The sequence below is a fragment of the Pseudoalteromonas sp. XMcav2-N genome, assembly GCF_024124545.1.
GTDB lineage: Bacteria > Pseudomonadota > Gammaproteobacteria > Enterobacterales > Alteromonadaceae > Pseudoalteromonas.
The window spans coordinates 1-19027 of record NZ_JAMXSF010000033.1 but is presented as its reverse complement, the minus strand read 5'-3'; the positions used below and the strand labels follow the sequence as shown (position 1 = coordinate 19027).

The window sequence follows — 19027 nt, the reverse complement described above, 5'->3', positions numbered from 1 at the left end:
CGCGTAGCTGACTGACCAGCTGCATAATCAACAATGAATGGCCCCCCAGCGCAAAGAAATTAGCGTGGACACCCACCTTAGTAGCGTCGAGCGACAACAGGGAGGCGACAATCTCGACCACCATTTTTTCGGCGTCGGTTTGAGGTGCCTGATAAGGCTGCTCCACCGTTTTCACAGGCAGGGCCAGCAGTGCACGTTTGTCCAGCTTGCCATTGGCGGTCAGCGGCCACTGGTCCACAAAACTGTAGGCCGAGGGCACCATGTAATCCGGCAGGTTGCCGCTCAGGTGCTGTTGCAGTGCATCAATTAAGTCGTTGTCCTGCTCTCTCACAGCCTTCACAAAAGCGCGCAGCATCTTGCCGCCTTGCTGACCGGCCTCGGCCAGTACCACCGCCGACTCGACCAGCTCATGGCTCATCAGCTGAGTTTCAATCTCACCCAGTTCGACCCGGAAACCGCGGATCTTGACCTGATCGTCGCTGCGTCCGACAAACTCAATTTCGCCGTCTGCGCCCATACGCACCAGGTCACCAGTTTTATATAAACGGGCGCTCAGCGCAGGATTGGCCGGGTCAAAATAGGGGTTATCTATAAAGCGCTCGGCGGTGAGTGCCGGTTGATGCAGATAACCGCTGGCCAGACACTGACCACTGATATACAGCTCCCCAACCACCCCCGGCGGGCACAAGGTCAGCTGCTCGCTGAGTACCAGCGTTGCGGTATTCACGTTGGCGCGACCAATGGGCACCGCACGGGGCGCATCGTAGCCACCGCTGATGGCATAGCCCGATGCCGTGACTGTGGTCTCGGTCGGACCATAAGTATTAAGCAACACAAAACCCGGTTTAAGCGCGGCTACCGACTGTTTATCCAGCGCTTCACCGCCGACAATCACCAGTCGCAGTGCCAGCGCTTCGAGCTCTGTTTCGCTCAGCGCCAGCATATGCCAGAACGCCGTGGGTAAGCTGGCCACACTGATGGCATGGCTGTCGCAGAAGGCGATAAAGGCCTCGCGGCTCAGCGACACATCGTCGTCGCGCAGCACCAAAGTGGCGCCCTGAGTTAACGTTGCCAGCCATTCTTCGACGAAAATATCGAAGTTCATCGTCGAGAACTGCAACACATTATCCGCTTCGGTGATTTCGTAGCGCTGCTCGCAGTTGGCGGCAAAGTTAATCAGGTTATGATGACTTATCATCACGCCCTTGGGGTTGCCGGTTGAGCCCGAGGTGTACATCACATAGGCCAGATTCTCCGGACTTAGTGCCACATCCGGATTACTGATTGGGTAGCCTGCAAACTGGCTGGCATCATCCAGCAGCACTGATGTGACGTTAAAATTACTCAGCATGGCAGCCACTTTTTGCTGGGTCAGCACTACAGACAGACCGGTGTCTTCGACCATATACGCCAGACGCTCCTGCGGATAATCCGGGTCCAGCGGCACATAGGCGCCGCCGGCTTTTAGAATGCCCAGCACGGCCACCATCATTTCCAGCGAGCGACCCACACACAGGCCAACCAAGGTATCCGGGCCCACCTGATGTTCAGCGCGTAAATAGTGCGCCAGCTGGTTGGCGCGTTCGTTCAATTGCTGATAATTCAGTGTGCCCTCATGGCTCTTAACGGCAATACGCGCGTCGCTTTGTGTGGCGCGTGTTTCAATCAGCTGATGTACCGGAGTAGACGGCAGGGGCACGCCCGGTCCACACAGTTGTGCAAGATGTGCCTGTTGCCCCTGCTTATCCATCAGGGTCAACTGAGCAAGTGCAGTGCTGGCGGCACTGTCACAGAACAGTTGTAGTGCCCGGTTCAAATGGCGATTTAACGTCTCTATATAATTTGGCTCAAACAGCGCCAGATCATAGGTCCAGCGCAGTGTGTAGCCTTCATCCTGTGGGGTAATATCGATATCTATGTCGTACTTCAGCGACACTATCTCGCGCTCATATTGAGCAAAGCTCAGTCCGTCCAGTCCGGCATCGGCCTGATCGCTGACACCAAACTCGCTGTCCATGGACAACATGATCTGAAACAGCGGATCGTGCGACAGGCTGCGCTCTACATTTAAGCGCTCTACCAGTTGCTCAAACGGTACATCCTGATTGGCCTGCGCATTGCGATGCACATCGCGTACATGAGCGAAATAATCTCCCAGCGTGGCATGCCTGGTCTGAGTTCTGAGCACCAGATTATTGACAAAAAAGCCAATCAGCGGCTCCAGTTCACTTTGCATTCGGTTGGCAACCGGCGTACCAATCAGGATATCCTGCTGGTTGCTATGCTGCGCCAGCACCCAACTCAACGCACTGTGCACCAGCATAAAGGGCGACATTTGGTGGCGCTGCGCAACAGCACCCAGCTGCTGACTAAGTGTGCTGTCCAGACTGAAGCTCTGACACCCCGCAGCACTTTGCTTTTCTTCAGGGCGAGGCTGTTTTAAGGGCAGGCTGTGTACAGACGGGGCATCGGCCAGGGTTTCCTGCCAGTATGCCAGCTGAGTTTCCAGTACATTTTCCTGCAACCAGGTTTGCTGCCACAGCGCATAGTCTGCGTACTGGATAGTCAGCTCAGGTAATGGATTTGCTGCGCCCTTGGCAAAGGCGCGGTATAAAGTCAGAAACTCCTGGCTGAGTAGTTCAATCGACCAGCCATCGGAGGCTATATGATGCATATTGAACAGCAACACCCCATCTTGCTGAGCAGTACCGGGATGAGCCAGCAGAATATAACGGGCCCGCATCATCACATCCTGAGTCAAATCAAACGGGGTATTCAGTTCCTCATCAATCAGAGTGTCGAGCTGCTGAGAACGCGTGCTGATATCCAGTGTGCTCAAATCACTCTGAGAAATCGAAAATGCGACGTTCTCACGAATATGCTGCCGGGCACCGTTTTCACTATCCACAAGCACAGTGCGCAGTACTTCATGGCGGCGGATGATGGCCTGACAGGCACGCTCGGCCACCGCCAGATCCAGCTTACCCGTAACCGTCAGCAAAGCGGGCATATTATACTGGGCTGATCCCTGTTGCAGCTGGTCGATAAACCACAACCGGCGCTGTGAAAAAGACAGTGGTGCAAACGTCTGATACTGCTCAGTACGCGGCGTAATGGCCTGGCGTTTGGGCTGTGTTTCGCTGTCGCTCAAATAATCCAGTAATTGTGTTTTATTCTCTCTGATCAGTTGCGCAATCTCTGCTGTGACTGCGCCCTTTTCAGCTTCGACTACAAGTGACCCGTCAGAGACACTCACCAAAATCAACTTTTCCTGAAGCAGACTGACTAACTGTTGCGGTTTCATTAAAACACAATCCTTTCTACATTATCTGATTGTTCTAACTTGTCTTTCAGAGCCTGAGCAGCCTGCAGCTCGTCTAACTGCAAAGCCTGTTCAGCCACCGAGGTGTATTTAAATAACTGTTTGATGGTCAGCGCGCAGTCAAACTTGGCCTCAATCTCTTTCATCAGTTTGACGACCAGCAGAGACTGACCACCCAGTGAAAAGAAACTCGCCTGCGTGCTAATGTGCGCTTCATCCAGGCCAAGTACCTGCGACCAGATAGTCACCAGGGTCCGCTCGGTGTCGCTGTCAGGCGCAACGTATTCACCACCGAGTCCGGCATGTTCCGGAGCAGGCAGGGCTTTACGATCAATTTTGCCGTTGGGCGTTTGTGGCCATTCTTCCAGCAGCACAAAGCTGGCCGGGATCATATACTCAGCAAGAGACTCACTCAGTTTTGCTTTGATAGAGTCAATAAGTGCTTGCTGTGTATCGTCTGTGTCCAGCGAGTGCGGTTTAACATAGGCGACCAGGTGCTGATTACCCTGTTGGTCATCCAAAGCCATCACCAGAGCAGAGTCCACTTCGCTGTGCTCGCCGATGTGATACTCAATCTCACCAAGCTCAATGCGCAACCCGCGGATCTTCACCTGATGGTCAATACGCCCCATGTATTCAATGATGCCATCAGCGCGATAACGGACCAGATCGCCGGTTTTATACAGACGCTGACTGCTGCCTGCCTGGCTGTCATCGTAAAACGGGTTCGCGATAAAGCGTTCTTCAGTCAGATCAGCGCGATTGTGATACCCACGTGCCAGACCATCACCGCCTATGTGTAACTCGCCGCAAGCGCCTTGTGGCAACAGGTTCAGCGCTTCATCAAGGATGTATAACTGGATATTCTGGATTGGCTGACCAATGGGTACGCTGCTGCCATGTGGTTGCGCGCAATCCCAATAGCTGACGTCAATGGCCGCTTCAGTCGGGCCATAGAGGTTATGAAGCTGCGCCGCTGGCAGCACGCTTTGGAATTGCTCAACATGGCTGTTCTGCAAGGCTTCACCACTACAGAAAACCTGCTGGATTGACGTACAGCGGCTCAGGTCACCATGCTCCAGCATAACGCCCAGCATAGACGGCACAAAGTGCAATTTGGTAATACCCGTCTCAACAATCAGGTCGCTCAGGTAGTCAGGGTCTTTGTGGCCGCCCGGCTTGGCAATCACCAGCTCAGCGCCTTTGAGCATCGGCCAGACAAATTCCCATACCGACACATCAAAGCTGTACGGCGTTTTCTGTAAGATCTTGTCGTCAGGTCCGCAATGATATTCATTGTTCATCCAGTCGATGCGGTTATGCAGCGCCTGATGCTCAAGCAGCACACCTTTTGGCATACCCGTAGAGCCCGAGGTGTAAATGGTATAGGCCAGATTTCGGGCGCTCAGACCAATGTCGTTCGGTGCAATATTGGCATCGCTGTAGGCGTGATAATTAAAGCCATCAAGCTCAATAACACAGGCCTCGCCCAGCATGACACGTGCAGCGACCTCTCGCGTGCTGAGCACGACCCGGGCACTGGCATCGGCAACCAGGTAGTTCAGCCTGGCGCTGGGTAACTCAGGATCCAGCGGCACATAAGCCCCGCCGGCTTTCAAAATGCCCCAAATCCCAATGACCATTTCAAATGAGCGTTCTACACACAGCCCCACCAGAGTGTCTGGTCCAACGCCGTGTTCATTGTGCAGATAATCTGCAAGCTGGTTCGCTCTGGTATTGAGTTCACGATAACTCATGGACTGAGCGCCAAAACGCAGGGCCGTCTGATTGGGCAACTTGGCAACCTGTTGCTCAAACAATTCGTGGACACACAGCGTGTGATCATATTCCCGCGCCGTATCATTCCATCGCTGAAGCTGTTCATAACGTTCCTGCTCAGATAGCAACGGGAGCGTATCCAGCGGATTGGCTAGCTGTGCCTGAGTAAGCCGCGCCAGATATCTGAGCACACCTTGCAGATGTTTATCCAGCGCTGCTATGTGTTGCTCCGTGAACAGAGCACAATCATACAACCAGTTGACGGTCAGTCCGGCCTCATCCAGGTCGATATTAATTTCAATATCAAACTTGGTCGAACAGGCCTGTGGCAGTCTTGGGGTGAACGTCAGTCCTGCCAGTCCCTGCTCTGGTTGCTCTGCCAGGGCAAATTCTGAGTTGGTTGTCAGCATTATCTGGAACACCGGACTGTAAGCCGTTGAACGCGGGATCTGTAAGGCATCAACCAGCTGCTCAAACGGCACATCCTGATGCGATTGTGCACCGATATGAGCGTCTTTCACATGAGCAAGATAATCACCCAGGCTAGAATGCTGGGTGTTCACGCGCAGTACCAGAGTATTGGCAAAGTATCCGATAAGACCGGCCACTTCTGGTTGGGCACGATTCGCCACCGGCGTGCCTATCACAATATCCTGCTGATTACTGTGCCGCGACAAAATATAGGCCAGTGCGCTGTGTACCAGCATAAATGGCGTGATCCGCGCCGCTTCAGCAAACGCTTTGAGACCCTGACTCAGCGAGCCTGGCAATAAACTGGTGAAGCCATTGGCATTGAATGCTTTTTCTTCCGGGCGGGCTTTATCCAGTTGCAGACCATGCACCGCCGGCGCATCGGCCAATGTCTCACGCCAGTAATTGAGTTGTGTTTCCAGCGCTTTTGCTCCCCCTTGTGCCTGATTCAGCCAGTCGCGTTGCCATAAGGCATAATCGGCATACTGGATAGCTAAAGGCGATAAGGCAGTCACGGTGCCCTGAGTCGCTGCTTCGTACAGCGCCATAAACTCGTTCGACATCAGCTCAACTGACCAACCATCCGAGGCAATATGGTGCATATTGAACGCCAGCACACCACGCTGCGCCTCGCCCTGATCGGCATAGTTCAACAGAATATACTGAGCACGCAGCATCAGGTCGCTGTTCAGCTTAAATGGTGTTAACGCATCCTCTTTGAGCAACTGACTGAGGCGGTCTGCTTTGGTGCGCTCATTCAGGTCGCTTAAGTCATGCAGGGTCAGCGTCAACTGCGCCTTACTGCGGATCAGCTGGACAGGCTCGGCATCCTGCTCCAGATACACGGTACGTAACGCTTCATGTCGGGCAATCAGGCGATTTAACGCGGCTTCTGCCGCATCAAGGTCTAATACACCATCAACATCAAACGCCACCGGCATATTGTACTCGGCGCTACTGCCATTGAGTTTATCGATAAACCACAGACGCTGCTGGGCAAACGATAATGGCAGACGGGCATTTGCCTCACGAGGTTGCGCAACAATGGGTGGCAGCGCCTCAGTATCGGCCTGCTGCGCGACCCGCTGCGCTTGCTGTGCAATGGTGGTGGCCGCAAAGATATCCTTCACGCTCAGCTCACAGTTGAGCTGCTCGCGGATCCCTGCAAGCAACCTCATCAGCAGTAAGGAATGTCCACCCAGTTCAAAGAAATTCACCTCGACACTAACCTGACTGTGCTCAAGATTAAGCAACTCGGCCCAGATCCCAACCAGGGTGTACTCGGCATCATTACGCGGAGCAACATACGCTTGCTGAGCCAGTCCACTATCTGGCGCAGGCAAGGCGCGCCTGTCAACCTTGCCATTGGGGGTCAGCGGCCACTGCTGCACAGTGACGATAGCGCCCGGTAGCATGTATGCCGGTAACTGCTCGCCAAGCGCCTCTTTTAAATTGCTCAGCCAGTGCTCATCAGCGCTGTCCTGCGCCCTTTTGACATAGGCAACCAGTTGTAGCGTGCCATCCACAGCAGGCAAAGCCAGCACCAGAGCTGAGTCAACCAAAGCCAGCTCGGCGATACGGTTTTCAACTTCGCCCAGTTCAATGCGGTGACCGCGAATTTTCACCTGGTCATCCTGACGGCCCAGATAATGTAGCTCGCCCTGCTCGTCATAACGGGCCAAATCGCCAGCACGATACAAGCGCTCACCCAGCCAGGGATAGCGCTCCCTGTCGAATGGGTTGTCAATAAAACGTTCTGCACTGAGTGCTTCGCGGTTCAGGTAGCCCAGTGCCAGGCCTGACCCGCCGACATAGATTTCGCCCGCACAGCCTTTAGGTACCAGCTTTAACGCGTCGTCCAGCAATACAATATACTGATCGCGCAGCGGTCTGCCGATATTGATTTGTGCACCTGGCTCAATGCGTTTATAGGTCACATGTACTGTGGTTTCTGTGATCCCGTACATATTAATCAGCTCAGCTGGCTGACTCGCAAAGTGCGTCCACCACTGGGTAACGTGACTTGGCGTAAGCCCTTCCCCACCAAATACGATGCTACGTAATGAGGGCAGCGCCTGCCGGGCCGTAACCAGATATTCGGTGAGCTGTTTAAAGGCACTCGGCGTCTGGTTAAGAATAGTCAGTGCGTTGCGCTGACACAGTTTTACGAACAACTGACTGTCTTTGACTTCATCCAGGCTCGGCATCAGCAGTTTGCCGCCAAACAACAAGGCGCCCCAGATCTCCCAGACACTGAAATCGAAGGCAAAGGAGTGGAACACACACCAGCAATCGTCTTCACTGAAGTTAAAATCGGGCTGAGTCACATCAAACAGACGGCCCACATTACGGTGGGTTTGCAGCACCCCTTTTGGTTTGCCCGTGGAGCCTGAGGTGTAAATGACATATGCCAGATTGTCTGATGTATGCGCTGCCAGCTGCACATTATCGGTGCTGTAGCTGGTTAGTGTCAGCTGATTAAGGTCGACAACAGGCGTGTCTTGTATCGCTAACCCATCAGCCACCTGATCTTCACTCAGTACCAGTGCCACGCCCGCATCCTGACAGATAAAATCGAGACGCTCTTGCGGATAATTTGGATCAAGCGGCACATACGCACCACCGGCTTTAAGTATCGCCAGTATGCCCACAATCATGTTAACGCCGCGACCCACACACAAGCCTACCAGGGTATCCGGGCAGATATCGTGTGCGTCAATCAGATAGTGTGCCAGTGCGTTCGCCCGCGCGTTCAGTTCTTGATAGGACAGCGACTCTTGTTGGTACACCAGTGCAGTGCGCTCGCCAACTCTGGCCACCTGACGCTCGAAGCGGGCCTGAATGCTGCTTACACTATCTATACTTAACACTTCGCCGACATTCGCCTGCATCAGGGCATCCTGCTGTGTCTCAGTCAGTACCGCCAGCTGTGCCACAGGTGTATCTGATTCATGATTCAGTGCACTCAGTAACTGATCAATGGCGCATGTGACATAGTCTCCCACCGCGTTAATGTCGACAGAGCGTTCAACCTGCAGATTGAAAGAAAAACCCTCACCCCAGTCATCAACACATAAGTTAAATGGATAGTTAGTGCGCTCTCTGGCGGCTGTGGCCTGCGCGCCGCCTTGCGCTGACGCTTCAGCCAGACGGGAGTGACGATAATTGAAAATGGCGCTGAATAACGGTGTTTGTGTGCTGACACCGCTGCATGCCTGCGCTTCAGTCAGCGATGCCTGCTCGTAAGGCATTAACCCGAGCAAAGACTTGTCGACCAGCTCTAACAGCGCTGCTGCCGGTTTATCAGCCAGATTAATACGCAGAGGCAGGGTATTGATCATCATGCCCATCATCTGCTCAATGCCCAGCTGGCCACTCATTCTGCCCGACAACACAGTACCAAATACCACATCCCGGCTCTGACTACAGGCCGACACTACCATGGCCCAAGCCAGATGGAAAAATGCCGCCGGGCTCATGCCACGCTGTTGCATCTGGGTGCGGATCTGTTGCGATTGCTCCAGAGTCAGCTCAACATGCAAATCGTTACAATGCAGCTCATCGGCTTGGGTGCTGTCCAGCCCAAACGGATGGCAGGGCGTGTCGATATCACCCAGCTGCTCGGTAAAATAGTCACGGGTATTCAGCTGCTCGGCATTGTGCAATGTGTGAGCAATAAATTGTCGATACGCCAGAGGTTCTGGCAATTGCCGGAAGGCTTGCTCATCCATTGCCAGCTCAGTCATAATCATTTCAACTGAGATATGATCGAGCAAAATGTGGTGCTCTTTAAGCACGCCACAGTATTTATCTGTGACGGGGTCGTGGGCCAGCTCCAGTTGCACCAAAGGCGCCAGCTCCAGATCCATTCGGTGTATGCCCTGTGTAACATAGGCATCGAGTTTTTGTCGGGCATCTTGCTGACCAGAGAACGACAACCAGGTTGGCAGCAATTCACAATGGCGTAATACCAGCTGTAAAGGGGCTTGACGCTCGCGCCACGCAACCAGTGTACGCAGCACATCATAGCGCGCAATGATCTGATTGAAGCGTGTGACAAACTGGTCAATTTCATCCTTGCAGCCAAACTCCAGCGTGATGGTGGTCACATAAGGGTCGGTTTTTTCCGTCGCACTATGAACCAGGAAAATACTCTCCTGCAAAGGAGCCAGCGGATAGATATCCGCGATGTTAGCTGCCCCGCCGGGAATGCGCTGTGCCAGCGAATCCAGCTCGCTCTGAGTCATCGAGGCCAGCGTTATCATGTCCGGGGTGATCCGTGTGCATTGCGCCGGGATACCATTTTGCGGCAGCTCAGGGGCGCTCTGCTGTTTGCCATCAGTAATGGTTTTGGCCATTTCACCCAACACCCTGGCATTAAACAGCGCCTGTACAGAGGTGCTCCAGCCTTGCTTTTTCAACCGGCTGACCAGCTCCATCACCATCAGTGAATGCCCGCCTAGCTCAAAGAAGTTGGCGGCCATGCTGACTTCGGCAAGCTCAAGGGTTAACAGCTCAGCACATAACTCGGCCAACACCTTTTCCTGCTCGGTGACGGGGGCCACATATGCCACTTCATAACCGAGACTTTGCGGCACTGGCAGCGCTTTACGATCTATTTTACCGTTGGGCGTTTGTGGCCACTCGTTTAACAATACGAAATTTGCCGGGATCATATAATCGGCCAGCGACTCACCCAGCTGTTCCTGCACGGAGGCGATCAGCGCCTGCTGTGTGTCTTCAATCAATTCAGCAGACGGCTTAACGTAGGCAACCAGTCTCTGATTACCTTTGTCATCCTTCATTGCCAGGACCAGGGCTGAATCGACCTGTGCGTGCTCACCAATGTGATATTCGATTTCACCCAACTCGATGCGCTGCCCCCGGATCTTGACCTGATGGTCCAGCCGCCCCATATATTCAATGTTGCCGTCTTCACGAAAACGCACCAGGTCGCCGGTTTTATACAGGCGTTTGCTGGCGCTTTGTGGATAAAACGGATTAGCGATAAAGCGCTCTTCGGTCAGCTCAGGGCGGTTATGATAGCCCCTTGCCAGGCCATCACCACCAATGTGTAACTCGCCGCAAGCGCCTTGTGGCAATAGATTAAGCGCATCGTCCAGTATGTATAGCTGAATATTCTGGATGGGCTTACCGATAGGAATGCTGCTGCCGTGGGGCAAAGCACAATCCCAGTAGCTGACATCGATGGCTGCTTCCGTCGGACCATAGAGGTTATGCAGCTGCGCCTCGGGCAGCCGAACTTTAAACTGCTCCACATGGCTTACCTGCAGGGCTTCACCACTACAGAACACCTGCTTGATAGTGCCACACCTGGCCAAGTCGCCATGCTCCAGCATCACACCCAGCATAGAGGGCACAAAGTGCAGTTTAGTTACGCCCGTTTTCTCAATCAGCTCACTCAGATAAGCGGGGTCTTTGTGACCGCTGGGTTTGGCAATCACCAGCTCGGCCCCTTTGAGCATAGGCCAGACAAATTCCCATACCGAGACATCAAAACTGTAAGGCGTTTTTTGTAAGATTTTATCCTGTGGCTCACACCCGTATTCGTTGTCCATCCAGTCGATGCGGTTATGCAGCGCCTGATGTTCCAGCAACACACCTTTGGGTTTACCTGTGGAGCCCGAAGTATAAATAGCATAGGCAAGATGATTGGCTGTCAGGCCGATGTCGCTCACCGCAATATTCGAACCCGAGTATGCAGCAAAGTCGAAGCCGTCCAGTGCAATGACCGTCGCATCGCCGAGCGATACCTGCTCAATCACCTCTTGTGTACTTAACACCACATTAGCGCTGGCATCTTCAATTAAATAATTCAGCCGACCTGATGGCAATTCAGGATCCAACGGCACATAAGCCCCCCCGGCTTTCAAAATACCCCAGATGCCAATCACCATCTCAAATGAGCGCTCGGTGCACAAGCCAACCAAAGTATCAGGGCCGATGTTATGCTCAGCACGCAGATAACGCGCCAATTGGTTGGCTTTGGTATTGAGCGCCTCATAGCTCATGGTGTGTCCGTCAAAGCGCAGGGCAATAGCATCCGGTGTGGCTTTGGCTTGCTGTTCAAACAGTTCGTGCACACAGCGCTCGCGTGAGTAATCCAGCGCCGTGTCATTCCAATCCAGCAGCTGTTGTTGACGCTCAGTGTCGGACAGTAGTTTCAACGTATTAGGCTTGGCTAATAACTCAGCTGGGGTCAATGCTGCCAGTTGCGCAAGTACGGTGTTTAAGTGGTTAGCAATAGCGCTGACACGTTGTGCACGGAACAAAGCGGTATCATAGGTGATTTCTATCGCCACGCCCTGCTCGTTTAGTGCAACTTCGATTTCCAGATCAAACTTAGTCGTCACACTGCTGGCAGGACGTTGTGAAATGCGCAAGCCATCCAGTGCCAATTGCTGATCTCTGACACCATAATCAGAATTGGTGGTCAGCATGATCTGAAACAGCGGCGCATGGGCGCCGCTGCGGGGAACGTTGAGCTTTTCGACCAACTGCTCAAAAGGCACATCCTGATTGGCCTGAGCGCCCAGGTGTACCGATTTCACATGAGCAAAATAATCGCCAATACTGGGCTGCCCGGTGTTGACTCGCAGTACCAGGGTGTTAGCAAAGTAACCAATCAAGCCCTCTAACTCTGCGTGTCCCCGGTTGGCGATGGGCGTGCCTATGACAATATCATTGCTGTTGCTGTGCCGTGATAATACATAGGCCAGTGCACTGTGGATGAGCATAAAGGGCGTGAGCTGATGCTGTCGGGCTAAGTTTTGCAGCGCTTGTGCCTCAGCGGCTCCCAGCTCACTGCGTACCAGATCACCGTGCAGCTGCTTAGTGGCCGGCCGTTCAAAATCTGGCATGATCCCGTGTACCGCGGGTGCACCGGCTAAACTTTGTTGCCAGTATGACAGCTGCTCAGCGAGCGCTTGCGGGGTCAGGGTCTCACGCTGCCAGTGCGCATAATCAATATACTGCAATGGCAACGGTGCCCAGCTGGCGACCAGTCCGCTCACTCTGGCCTGATACGCCTGAACGAACTCACCGGTCAGAATTTCCATCGACCAGCCATCCGATACAATATGATGCATATTGAGCAGTAACACGCCCTGCTGGGTGCCATCATTGTGCTGGTGAGTACACAGGTAGGTCACTCTGAACAGCACATCTTTAGTTAAATCAAACGGTTTGAGGGTATCGCGTTCTACGTGTACAGCCACCTCTGCCGCCAGGTCGTCGCTATTGCTCAAATCAATTTGCTGAATATTAAGCGCCACATCATCACGGATAGTCTGTTCAGGTCCATCCTCAGAATCACAGTAACCGGAGCGCAAAATAGTGTGGCGCGCCATTATGTCGTTAAATGCAACTTCTACGGCCGCTAAATCCACACGACCCTGCACATCCAGTACAAGGGGTATATTGTACTCAGCCGATGGCCCTCGCAGTTGCTCTAAGAACCACAGGCGCTGCTGCGAAAAAGACAAAACGCTGTGTGTTAACCCCAGAGCGGGAATAGCATCCCCGGATTGGCTCAACGCATTTGCTTTTGCTGCCTGCTGACTCAACAGCTCAATAAGCTGAGTTTTGTTTTCCTTGAGTGCGCTTCTCAGCTCATCAGTCATACTGCCTTTTGCTGCTTTAAACTTGAGTTTGCCCTGCTCGACATACAGATGAACGCCCTGTGATATCGCTAACTCGAAAGCCTGATGTACATTCATTAAATCTCACCATCCTCAACTAAATCCTGATCGCAGATACTGTCTGCCGCCAGTGCATTGAGCTGTTGCATTCGCAACAAGTCAATGTGCTGGGCCAGCTGGGCCAGCGACTGCGCCGTAAAAATGTCCTGCATGTCTATCTGTTGTAGCTGTAATTCCGAGTCCGAAGTGATAGCTCTGACCAGCTTACTAACCAGCAGGGAGTGACCACCCAGCGCAAAGAAATTGGCTGAGGTACTGATTTCACTTTCCTGCAAATGCAGTAACTGCGCCCAAATAGTCACCAAACGTTTTTCACTATTGGTTTCGGGCGCTATGTACTCCCCTTCAACGGCGGCCAGGTCCGGCTCGGGCAGCGCCCGTTTATCAATCTTGCCATTACTGGTCAAAGGCCACTGCGATACTGGCACAAACATCCCGGGTACCATGTAATCAGGGAGCCTGTCTGCCAGTTCTGTTTTGATCCGCTGGATCACCACCATATCGTCATTAATATTTTTATGGCCAGAGGCAGTATTAACAGTGGTTTGGTCACTAAGCTGCACATAGGCCACTAAGTGTTTGGCACCCGTTGCACTGGTCGCAACAGTGACCACAGCAGCATCCACATCAAGGCACTCACTCAGTAAGCCTTCTATTTCACTAACTTCGATTCTGAAGCCCCGGATCTTGACCTGCTGGTCGATACGACCCAGATATTCCAGCTCTCCATCGGGTAAATAGCGGACCAGATCCCCTGTTTTATACAAGGTTTCGGTTACACATTTATTGTGGCCATCGAAATAAGGGTTCGGCACAAACCGCTCTGCGGTTTGCTCAGGTAGCTGGTGATAGCCCCGCGCCAGACCAACGCCACTGATATGCAACTCGCCCACCACACCCGGTGACAACAAGGCCTGATTACTGTCCAGCACAAAGGCACTGGTATTTTTCAGGGGCTTACCTATGGTGACTTTCTGTCCGGGACGCAATTCAGCCCAGGTTGCGCAGATAGAGATCTCAGTCGGGCCGTAGGCATTGACCATCCGGTAGGTCCCCCCCCACTGCTCTACCACTTCCTGATCGCAGGCCTCTCCCCCTACGGCCAGCGTTTTAAGCGCCAAATCGTCACGAAACTCCATCATGGCCAGAAACGCCGGAGGCAACAGCACATGGGTAATGGCTTCGCTGTGAAGTAACTGACTTATGCTCTCCGGAGATAAACGCTGAACACTGTCGGCAATGACCAAAGTGGCGCCGTTCAACAACGCCATCACGTATTCCCAGGTCCCTGCATCAAAACTCATTGAAGCAAAGTGCAGTACTTTGCTGTGTCCGTCCACTTTCAGGTAATGGCGGTGGTTAAACGCGACATTCACTATCCCTTTGTGCTCAAGCAGCACGCCCTTTGGCTTGCCGGTTGAACCCGAGGTGTAAATGGCATAGGCAAGGTTTGAAGAAGTCAGGCCCGCAACCAACTCACTTGGATTGTGGGTAGCATAATCGACAAACGTCTGTACCACTTGCTCATTACCCAGGCCATCAATGCAAATACTGTGGTAATCGGTTAAGTCCAGCTGCTCAATAATAAAATGCGTAGAGAGGATAATTTTAACGCCGGAGTTTTCCATCATGTAGGTCACACGCTGGCGCGGATAGGCCGGGTCTAACGGCACATAGGCTGCACCGGCTTTAAGGATGGCCAGAGTACCGATGATCATTTCCAGCGAGCGCTCAACACATAAGCCGATAAAGGTATCCGGGGTGACCTGATATTCCCGGATCAGGAAATGCGCCAACTGGTTGGCACGCTCATTGAGCTCGCCATAGGTCAGCTGCTTGTTGCCAAACTTAACGGCAATCTGATCAGGCGTTTGCATCGCCTGTTGCTCGAACACCTGATGAATACACTGATCGACCGGATAATCCGCCGCATTGTTATTCAGACCATCGACCAGATAGGATTCCAGCTTGTCACCCAAAATAGACAGACGATTCAAAGGTAAGGTGCGACGAGTCTGAGCGCTCATATCCGCCAATGCGATCAGGGCATTATTAAAGTGTTCACTAAGCTGCTCAACAAACTCAGCGTCGAACAATGCCACATCATAGTTCCAGGTGGTCTCGATTTGCTTATCGCTGATATTCAGCGCAATTTCCATATCGAATTTGATGGCCGGATGACTGCCCTGAAGCGGAGACAGGCTCAAGTCTGGCAGATTCAGTAAAGACGATTCGTCGGCGCCGTCGGTAAACTTGTCATTGGTGGTCAGCATGATCTGCACCAAAGGAGTATAAGATGAAGTGCGGGGCAGATTCAGGGCATCAATGAGTTGCTCGAACGGCACATCCTGATTAACCTGGGCGTTCATATGCACCTGACGAACATGAGCAAAGTATTCAGCCAGAGTACTGTGACAGGTGTTCAAGCGCAGTGCCAGGGTATTGACAAAACAACCGATCAACGGGCTCAAGGCCTCATCGGCGCGGTTTGCTACCGGTGTGCCAATGACAATATCTGCCTGGTTGCTGTGACGGCTAAGTACCACACCCAAGACTGCATGCATCAACATAAATGGGCTCAGTTGAGCCTGTCTGGCCATCTCGCCCAGTTGCTGTGCTACATACGCAGGCAACGTGGCCGTGACTTGTGCACTCTGTGTCTGCTTTACTTCCGGGCGATGATGCTGGGTAGGCAAACTGTGTGTTAATGGGGCATCTTCCAGTGCCTGCTGCCAGTATGTCAGTTGCTTCTCAAATTCGCCGCCCTGCATTTTGTCTCGTTGCCACACGGCAAAGTCGGCGTATTGCAGTGCCAGTTCAGGTAACGGGTTAACCTGCTCAGTTGAATAGGCCCGATACAGAGTCACAAACTCATTGACCAACACATCCATAGACCAGCCATCAGAAGCAATATGGTGCAATGTCAGCAACAACACGCCTTGCTGAGTATGGCCGGTTCCCTGAAGCTTGAGGTACTGGCCGCGGATCGAATGTTGTTGGGTCAAATCAAATGGACGCTGCGCCTCTTCAAGCAGACACTGAGACAACTGCGCCTGCTGTTGCTCACCTTCACAGTCACTGAGATCGACAAAGCTCAGAGTAACGTCACTGTTTTGCAAAACATGCTGACGCACTTCGTCATCTCGCTCACGATAAACGGTGCGCAGGATCTGATGACGTGCCACGATAGTGCTGAGCACCTTTTCAACCAAAGTCAGTTCCAGTGCGCCTTCAACATTTAGCGCAACAGGCATATTGTACTGACTTTGACCTGATTGCATTTGCTCCAGCAGCCAGAAGCGCTGCTGAGTATAAGAGAGCACGCAGCCATCCGGATAGTGTCCGGGTTGCGGCCTTTGCGACTCGCTGTCTGCGCTTTGTGCATGAGACAGAAATGCGATGATTTCTGCCTTATTTGCTATGATGTCCTGCTTCAGAGTGGCCGGAAACTCGGCCACCGTCAGGTCAAAATGTAACGCGCCCTCTTTAGCATACAGATAAACGCCTTGGTCTGCTGCCGACTTAACTAATTGTGCAATCATTATAGTGTTCCACTCATCATTACCGATTCATTGGCTTTTTTGTCTTCGAGATATTTTTGGGCCTGCTTGCTCTCAATTACCTGTGAAAGGACCGCTAATTCTGCAGCGTCGTAAATTTCCCGTAATGTCAGCTCTATTTCGAACTGGGTTTTAATCGCACCGGCCAGCTTGATTAGATACAGAGAGTGCCCGCCCAACTCGAAGAAGTTAGCGCTGGTACTTATCTGCTCTCGGTCCAGGCCAAGCAACTCAGCCCAGATTGCCACCAGAGCATGCTCTGTGTTGCTTTGTGGTGCAATGTACTCTTGTCCTGCCAGCATACCTTGCGGCACTGGCAGGGCTTTTTTGTCTATTTTTCCGTTTGGCGTCAGCGGCCATTCGTCTATCAGCACAAACTGGCCCGGGATCATATGTGCCGGTAACTCACATTCCAGCGTATTCTTAACATCACTCAACCAGGCTTGCTGCTGTGTCTCATCTCTTGTATCACGCGTGAGACAAGGCTGCAGATACGCCACCAAATATTGTCCGCCACCTGTGTGTTCCTGGGCCATCACTAAAGACGTCACCACTTCGGGATGGTTATTGAGCCGGTGTTCAATTTCACCCAACTCTATTCTGAAGCCCCGGATCTTGACCTGATCATCTATCCGGCCAATAAATTCTATACGACCATCTTCGCGATAACGGACCAAATCACCAGTGCGATATATGCGCTTGCTGTTATTAACGCCCGCCGCTTCATAGTAAGGGTTGTCGATAAAGCGCTCGGCCGTCAGTTCAGGACGGTTCAAATACCCTCGCGCGACACCGGCACCACCCAGATAAAGCTCACCCACACTGCCAGTCGGTAACAGTTCTTGTGCGCTGCCAAGTACATACGCCTGACTGTTTGCAATCACCCGACCAATATCCGGCACCTGACTCAAGGCAGATGTAAAACGCGCCGCCGTTGAATAAGTGGTGTCTTCCGACGGACCATAGAGGTTGCATACGGCAACCCCCGGACACGCTTCTAAAATCTGATTCACCTGTTGCGCGGTCAGTGGCTCACCCGCCAGGTTAATCACTTTAACCCCTTGCGGCACCGCCCCCACTTCCAGCAAGGCTTTCATTGCCGACGGTACGGTGTTGATCATGCTGATATCAAGCTGCTGCTCGGCCAGTGCCATGGCATTGTTCACTATCACGCTTTGATAACCAAAGCACAGCGGTAAGAACAGCTCATAAATCGACAAGTCAAAGTTCAGTGACGTCGATGCCAGCACTTTATCCAGCTCTGCATCGCTGTATGCCTGTTTCGCCCACTGCAACATAGCCACTGTATTGCGATGCTCAATCATCACGCCTTTTGGTTTACCGGTCGACCCTGAGGTGTAGATCAGATAAGCCAGGCTCTGGGCACACACACCCGTTTCTGCTCGCGTTAAATCGTGTGCAGGATAAGCCGAAATTATGTCGTGATTATGAGACTCTGGTGCGTCCAGTAAAACGACGTTAGCATACCCCAGCGTTACCTCTTCTGCAACATTCTGTTGACTTAATACAACATTTAGACTGGCATCCTCAATCAGATAGGCCAGGCGCGATTGCGGGTAGTTAGGATCCAGCGGCACATAAGCCCCGCCGGCTTTGAGAATACCCCAAATCCCGATCACCATTTCCAGCGAGCGCTCAACACATAAGCCTACTAACGAATCCGGCCCGATATTGTGCTCTGCACGCAGATAATGGGCCAGCTGGTTGGCTTTGGCATTTAATTCACCATAACTCAGGGTCTGCTCACCAAAGCGCAGGGCAACCTGCTCCGGCGTCGCCGCTGCCTGCTGTTCAAATAGCTCGTGAATACACAGCTCACGCGGGTAATCCAGCGCGGTGTCATTCCTGCTGTGCAATTGCTGCTGGCGCTCGGTCTCATCCAGTACACACAGGCTTTGCACAACTGTGCTGCTCTGGCTGTCCAGTAAATCCAGCACCTGAGTCAGGGTCACTTGCAGATACTGTGCTATGCGCGCCGCCGGGGCACGTTTATCTACCTGAAGCTCAAAGCCAAAGCCATCACCGCAATCATCCACCGAGAGGTTAAACGGATAGTTGGTGCGCTCTTCACTGGCAATCACCTTGAATCCGGCATCCTGCTCCAGCTGCGACTCCTCTGTTGCCGAGTGGCGATAGTTCAGCATCGCGCTGAA

General features: G+C 52.7%; 4 protein-coding genes. All 4 read right to left on the bottom strand.

Annotated features, from left to right (window positions below; genetic code table 11):
• Positions 1 to 3304 (bottom strand): amino acid adenylation domain-containing protein (locus tag NH568_RS23690; protein WP_253111187.1); only part of this gene is annotated, 3304 nt, incomplete at its 3' end.
• Entirely contained in the window at positions 3304 to 13311 is a 10008-nt protein-coding gene (locus NH568_RS23685; RefSeq protein WP_253111184.1) for a non-ribosomal peptide synthetase, read from the bottom strand. The genes NH568_RS23690 and NH568_RS23685, both read right to left, overlap by 1 nt.
• A complete protein-coding gene (locus NH568_RS23680; protein WP_253111180.1) occupies positions 13311 to 16835 on the bottom strand; it encodes an amino acid adenylation domain-containing protein in 3525 nt (1174 codons plus the stop codon). The genes NH568_RS23685 and NH568_RS23680 overlap by 1 nt, the downstream gene beginning before the upstream one ends.
• Positions 16835 to 19027: amino acid adenylation domain-containing protein (locus tag NH568_RS23675; protein ID WP_253111179.1), on the bottom strand; the 2193-nt coding region annotated here is incomplete at its 5' end. The genes NH568_RS23680 and NH568_RS23675, both read right to left, overlap by 1 nt.